General features: G+C 34.6%; 6 protein-coding genes. All 6 read left to right on the forward strand.

The annotated features are described in order from the left end of the window. The first annotated feature begins 542 nt into the window (after positions 1–542). The 6 genes from JO950_RS15750 (at position 543) to JO950_RS15775 (ending at position 6,682) form a co-directional block, all read left to right on the forward strand. Positions 543–1,943, forward strand: a complete 1,401-nt coding sequence (locus JO950_RS15750; protein WP_237732365.1) for a DUF2931 family protein — start codon at positions 543–545, stop codon at positions 1,941–1,943. A 69-nt stretch (positions 1,944–2,012) separates the two neighbouring features. After that, positions 2,013–4,064 carry a phospholipase effector Tle1 domain-containing protein gene (locus JO950_RS15755; protein WP_202703513.1) on the forward strand — a complete coding sequence of 684 codons (2,052 nt, stop codon included), beginning with the start codon at positions 2,013–2,015 and terminating at the stop codon, positions 4,062–4,064. Between the two features lie 3 nt (positions 4,065–4,067). Beyond that, entirely contained in the window at positions 4,068–4,814 is a 747-nt protein-coding gene (locus tag JO950_RS15760; RefSeq protein ID WP_202703514.1) for a hypothetical protein, read from the forward strand. Then, a complete protein-coding gene (locus JO950_RS15765; RefSeq protein ID WP_202703515.1) occupies positions 4,814–5,527 on the forward strand; it encodes a DUF4280 domain-containing protein in 714 nt (237 codons plus the stop codon). The genes JO950_RS15760 and JO950_RS15765 overlap by 1 nt, the downstream gene beginning before the upstream one ends. 40 nt (positions 5,528–5,567) lie before the next feature. Continuing rightward, positions 5,568–6,284: a T6SS effector amidase Tae4 family protein gene (locus JO950_RS15770; RefSeq protein ID WP_202703516.1), complete on the forward strand. Its 717-nt coding sequence runs from the start codon at positions 5,568–5,570 to the stop codon at positions 6,282–6,284. Then, a complete protein-coding gene (locus JO950_RS15775) occupies positions 6,269–6,682 on the forward strand; it encodes a hypothetical protein (protein ID WP_202703517.1) in 414 nt (137 codons plus the stop codon). The genes JO950_RS15770 and JO950_RS15775 overlap by 16 nt, the downstream gene beginning before the upstream one ends. The last annotated feature ends 119 nt before the right edge of the window (positions 6,683–6,801 follow it).

Here is a 6,801-nt window from a genome sequence, read left to right on the forward strand (position 1 = left end):
AATGAACAAGAATAATAGTATTATTATAAAATCACTACTAATTGCTTTAATTATTTCCCTGATTATTACAAGTTCCATTTTTTCAAAAGGCTTTATAAGTTTTGGAGCAGCGGTTCTGGCAGGAATTATTTTTAGTGTGTGTTTTATTGTGTTTTTTGTAATCGTGAGACTTATTTTGAGGGCTGTTAAAAAGGAATAATCGAAAAGGTTAAAGAATAGTGAGATGGGTATGTATAAATAATAGATTTTATGAAAAAAGCTTCCATATTACTAAAGTTATAAAATAAAAAAGGTAAAAAATATAGTGTACAGAAACAAGTCAGGATAAAGAAAAAATATGGGATGTATCTTACTTTTGATATATTTACAAGTAGTTCATTAAGACATTATAAGTATGCCTAAAATCTAAAAAAAGCATGAAGAAAATAGCCCTTTATTTACTATTATTTCTTATAACAAATACGTTAACAATTTCTTGCCAGGAGAAAAAGCAAACCAATAAAAAAGTTAATAGCTCCGCAATAAAAGCCCCCCTTAGTAATATGGAAACAAATTTTAAATGGCAGGAAGGTTTAAGCTGTCCTTCAGGATACCCAATACAAGTATATAGAGGCTGGCTTGAAGGCCCGTTAGTGTCAAATGGTGTAAACGAAGTGCCTAACAGTACAACGGGTATATACGGTTTTGGTACAACCACAGGTATAGGAGACTGGGGAGAAAATTCCTCGGGGATGAGTCAGGGTGAAAAACCAATTCCACAAAGACTTAACTGTACCTGGTACTCTTATGTTGAAGATGTGATGTATCATATCGATACAGAGTTGGACTATCCCAAAATGGTAAAACTATTCAACGAAGGCTTTCAGAGCAGCGTTCAAAAAGAAGGAAAAGTAATGACGACTTATAAGCACATTACAGTGGGTTTTGCTCCGGGAGGTGTAGTAGTAGTGTGGCTGAAAGGCGGACAGAAAGATGTAGAAATAGGGCGTTATCAAGGAAAAAAAACAGAGATAAGCGCTAAGGAAATTGCCTCTTTGGACAGTCATGAACGACTTTTGTTTGATCCTGCTGACCGAGCGCGAACTTTAAAAAATCCAAAAATTATAGCTCCGGAAGATCAGGAAGCACATAAAAATAAACCTATTCCTTACGGACTCTGGGACAGTTACCGTATAAAGTACAACTGGCGCCCTACAGCTGTATTTGTGAGAGAGGGAAAAGTGCAGGATGAATTGTCATTTAGCCTGTTTAATGGAGAACGGGAAACATTGTTAGAAGAAGAATTTGTAAAAAATGAGTATCACGAAAGAGCGATTCCGCGAAATTTAGGGATTCGTTGGTGGGATAAGAACGGACAGGGGTATAGTGGTTCCTTTATTTTTGACGAGAAAGAAATTTTTGATGCCTTCAAAGAGTTGCGTAAAAAGAATCCTGAGGCAAATATTGATTTAGAAGTTAAAATAAACCCGGGTAGTGATTATTTGGGAGCCACACTAAAAAACGGTACAGATGTAATACCACTGAAGAAAAGTAAAACAAACGTTTTTGAGTCAAGCATAGTGACAAGAGAATACAAATACAATTGGCATCCTGTTTTTTTGTTTCCTGAAGGAGAAAAGATGCCGGATGAAATTTATTTTTTGACTCATACTTTGGGACAGTCTCTTGCTGAAAAAAAAGAGATGCATCTACCGTTACAGGAAAATGCAGCACCTTTCAAGATAAGTTTTGATTATAGTAAAGAGAATGGAGAAACAGGTTATTTAGAGTTAATATTTAAAGACGAGGAAGTTTGCGAAACGTTTAGAGATATTGAAAAACTAAAGCCTGGAGCCCCCATAGAAATGCAAGTGAAAATAGGTAAATCCTATAGTTCCTGTACTATTACCCTTAAAGGTAATGGAAAAGAATTACCAGTGAAATTCACTACTTATCAGAATTAGTTTTGTACAAAAAAGATTAGTTTTCGAATCGTATTTACTAAAAGAATATACAAAAACAGAATCATTGTTATGGGAAAAACATTTGTATACAATACAGGAGCAGCGGCCGATGATATAAAAAAAGAAGAACTACGCCTGACTTTTGGAATTTTTATAGACGGCACACTCAATAATAAAACGAATACCGATATGCGTAACAAACATAGCCGGGGTAAGGATGCAGACGGAAATATTGATTATTCAAAAGACAATGCGACGCTGGAAAGTGAAGACGAAAAAAAATATAAAAAAATAAAGAATAAAGGACGGATAGAAGAACTTCTCTCTAAGAAAAATAAAACTCCTGCCGAGGAAGCGGAGTTTAAAGCTATTGATGAAAGAGACAAATATCTCGTTGCCTCCTATAGAGTTCCTTTAAACGAGTTTGGTTTGGATCGCATGGGAACAGATAACAGTTATAGCAACGATTACACCAATGTGGCACGCATGTGGCAATGCTGTGAACAAAAAAAATACGCCATTTACGTACCCGGTATGGGAACGGATAACCTAATGCGCGACAGTACAGATGGTTTTGCTTTTGGTTCAGGACAAACAGGGATACGAGCCAGAGTGCGTAACGCTTGTGAACAGATTGCAGATAAAGTAGCACAGAAGTTGGACGGAAGTTCCGAAGAAACTAAACTTGCCCAAATCACACTCGATGTATTTGGATTCAGCCGAGGTGCTGCTACGGCAAGAAACCTGGTCTACGAGGTAAACCATGATAGTGGTTACGCAAATGCCTTAAAAAAACAAATCCCTTGTGGAGTAGAATATATTGAAAGGCCATATTCGGAATCCGGTAGTGTACGCATACAAAAAATGCGAACAGCCTTTGTTGATGTCGATAATTATGAGATAAACAATAAGTATTTAGTAGGAGATCAGCTGCCTAAGATGGGGCATTTGGGTTACAATTTACTAAAAAAAACGAGCCTTGATTTTCATGATTTAAAAAATGTAGAGATCATCGTCCGTTTCGTGGGGATTTATGATACCGTTTCCTCTTATTTTGAGGAGAATGGTGTTCGGGATCATTACGACGATTATGGAAATGTGAAAGACGAAGGAGGCAAGCTCCTGAAAGAAGCCTGGTCAACGCATTTTAATGATGATATTGCCGAGCTGCACCTGAATAATTTATACTGCCAAAAAGTAGTACACTTTACAGCAAAAGACGAACACCGTCAAAATTTTGCCCTTACCCGAATCAATCAAATTCCCGGCAGATACATCGAAAAGAATTTTCCGGGAGTACATTGCGATATAGGTGGAGCTTACATGACCGAGAAAGAAGTTGTTGATGAAATCGGAACTCAAATGAAAGACAGACATTATGTTTCTGTTTTTCCAAATGGTTTTTTTGATGATAAAATGGGGTTAGAGGCACTAAGAAGAGACCTGATCAGACAGTATTGGTATAAAGAAGATCAAATCGAAAAAAAAATTCAATGGAGTTTTCCACCTTATCATAAACTTACAGGAACCCGTGGAAAAAAAATAGAAGGCACCGAAGATCAGTATGAAGGCGTTAAAAAAGAGTACAGTTATATTCCGCTGCACTTTATGGAAACGTATGCCAAAAGTACTGAAATGAAGCAGTATTTTGTAGAAGAAACAACTGTGAAATTTCCATTAGATGATTTTCTAACAGATGTAGAAAGCTATTTAACACCTTATGCACTGGATGAAACCAACGAGGTGAAAGAATGGGATTTCATCAGTGACGAAGTAATCGAACAAAGAAGACTGGAAAGGATAGAAAAGCAGAGATGCGAAGCGGAAATACAAAGTATAGAGCAAAAACTCAAAAATCATACTTATGAATACGAAGAGCTTAAAATACCAATCGACAATTTACGGGTAGAACAATATAAACCTAAATTAGACTTTGAGACGCTTAAAATACCACAAAAAGAGCCTGAAATGAAAACATATACTATAGAGGGAGTTACTGTTGTTGGTTACAGCTCACAAACCATGTTGAGAAAGTTAAGGAATGAATACCTGCATTGGTCCTCAACAAGAGATTGGTTCGGGATGCAGCCCAATGAAGGCAGAAAAAGAAAAATACATTAAAGTATGACCTATTTAGATTACGATGTTGTATTTCCTGAGCTTGATAAAATAAATGAGTTTGTATTTGAAACGGTAACAACAGATTTCTCGAATCCAAAAAAGATAAAAAAAATAAATTACACCCGAAAGATTGCTATCACGAGGTACAAAGACAACGGAAATGATAAGTTGTTTCAGTTGTTTCTTTCCGAGATCGAAATCACAAGTAATTTATCTACAGAGAATATTATTTTTCTTAAAAGAATAGGAGCTGCTTTTGACGAAGTTGAAGTAGAAGTAAATAACTATGGTAAAATAATCAAAATAGTAAACTTTGAGGAACTGGGAAAGCGATGGGAAATTGTTCGTGCCAAATTGGCTATAGATAATGTTGGTTTTGTTACAGAATCATACCTGCAGGATATTAGCAGTTCGGTAGAAGACGAGCAAAAAATGATAACCTTCTTCTCCGATTATAAAATGTTTGGTTTGTATTTTTTTAGTTTATATAGAAACCCGTCTCCTATTGAGCGGCAAAAAAAAATAATAGATTGTGGGAGCACTGTAATGTTGGAACGCATTTATCCAAAAGATGAAAAATTGGACACCTACTTCATATCAGGAAAACCTTTTGGAGAGAATGCAGAGACAGATAGCATAAAATATGATGGTACTGTAGAGTACAGAGAACATCAGATAGAATTGACAACATTAGAAATAGAAAAAGAAAGATTGAGCATTTTGTATAACATTAATAAAACATCACTTTAATGGCAAAACCAGATAATACTCAAAAACGAAAAGAACGCGAGGAAAAAGAGGAAGCCGAGGATGGCTTAAAATTTGTTATCGACGGAGCCAAATTAAAATGTGACTTATGTACCGTTCCGGAGGGCGACTTAAAAGTAAATTTTGACACACCTACTATACAAGACAAAAAAGTAGCAACGATTGTCGAGAAAGACAAAAAGAGTGTAATCTTTAAAGGCAACTGCAAAAAAAGCCCTCAGAGTTCAAGTCCATGCGCTTCAGTAATGCAGCTTGCCGACTGGAAAGAGGTGGGAACAGTGTATTTTCAGGAAAAATTTCCATTACTTCTTAAAAGTACGATTAAATGCAATTATGGAGGAGTCGATATTAAAATTACAGACTCTGCACAACGCAATGCACCGGAAAAGATTGATACAACAGGGGCGCCTGTGCCAGATTTAGAAAAAAGAATTGTAGAACTTTACTGGACGTATAATGACACCAAATTAGCTAAAAAGTCGAGATTTTATGTAGACATGAATTTGGTTGTAAAGACCTTGAATTATAAAGAAGGGGAGAGTGTCACAGTATCTATAAAAAGTGAAGATGGGAAACCGTTGACGGATAATTTAACTGAATTAAATCTTACAGGAACTGTTGGTAAAAGTGATACTGTAATTTTTGAAAAGGTCCTAAAAGACTACACTCTAAATTTATTAGAAACAGATAATTAAGGAGGAAAAAAAAACGAAAATAAAGCAAGTAAGAAAAATTATGGATTTTGAAAAGATAATTCCAATAGAATTAATGCAACGTAATATTGTAGCTAGTGTTGGGGGTGTTCAGGCAAGGGTAGTAGCAGCCACAAGACCAAAATGGGATGATATGATAAAGAATTATCCAAACACATCGGTAGATACAGTTAAACTTTATAATGATATAGGTAATGGTTTAATAGATTTATACAAAAAAGCACCCGAAGATTGGGAAAACACTTGTTCTTTTAGGATGAGTAGAGGGTTAAATTTAAGTGGTTTCAAACTTCCAAAAGATAATTCAAAATATAGAGAAAAAGGTTCTAGCGGTGGGGTACATGTAGGAACAAGTACGGGAGTGACAAAAAACTATTATTGGTATAGAGTAAAAGAATTGGGAAAATATTTAGAAGACCATTTAGGGGCTCCTGAGTTTGATGTAACACTTAAGAGAGCTAATTTAGGCGAAATAAAAGTTGGTGTGTCAACAACAGATTGGAGTAAGCTCAGTAAACTGAAAGGAATTGTTATGTTTAAAGTTTCAGGATGGGGAAATGCTTCAGGGCATTTTACTTTGTGGGATGGTAAAAACTTAATATATCCCGGAGATCCACGTCATGATGATCCTTCTAGTGAGCTTTATTATTTTAATATGAAATATGAAGCCTATCATCCTATCAAGAAGAAAAATATTGTTATACAAACAGATGAAATAAAGTTATGGGAATTAAAATAAAAAAGAATAACTATTTATTGTTATTTGTGCTTTTAATTTTTACAAAAGCAATAGGGCAGAATAAAGTAGCAGAAATAAAAAAATATGCTTTTAATAAATGTTTAAGCTACAATTATCAAAAAATTGATTCAACCTTTTATAACACTTATAAAGATGCTTCGGGAGTTCAAATTTCAATAAACGGTAATTTTTTAGAAGATGATGAGCTTAAAAATAAAGTAATAGATTATGTTATTGCAGTAACTGGTTTGTATTATTCTCAGAAAAATAATTTGCACTTTGAGACCGGAGACAGAAATATTGTTCTTTGTAATTGTTTTGCTTTTTATGAATCCAAAGGTTTGGATTTATTTGTGAAGAAAATAGTTAATGTTAAAGATAAAATTCGAAAAAAGTAAAATTGCAATATTAATAAGTTATCATTCTGCCACTGTTTATCAGTTCAGTTTAGTCTAAATATAAAAATGATAAAAATTTTCTTGAAAAATAATAAATAGAGAGGATTCGTTTGTATAAT

It is taken from the genome of Flavobacterium sp. UGB4466, assembly GCF_903469665.1.
Classification (GTDB): Bacteria; Bacteroidota; Bacteroidia; order Flavobacteriales; family Flavobacteriaceae; genus Flavobacterium; species Flavobacterium lipolyticum.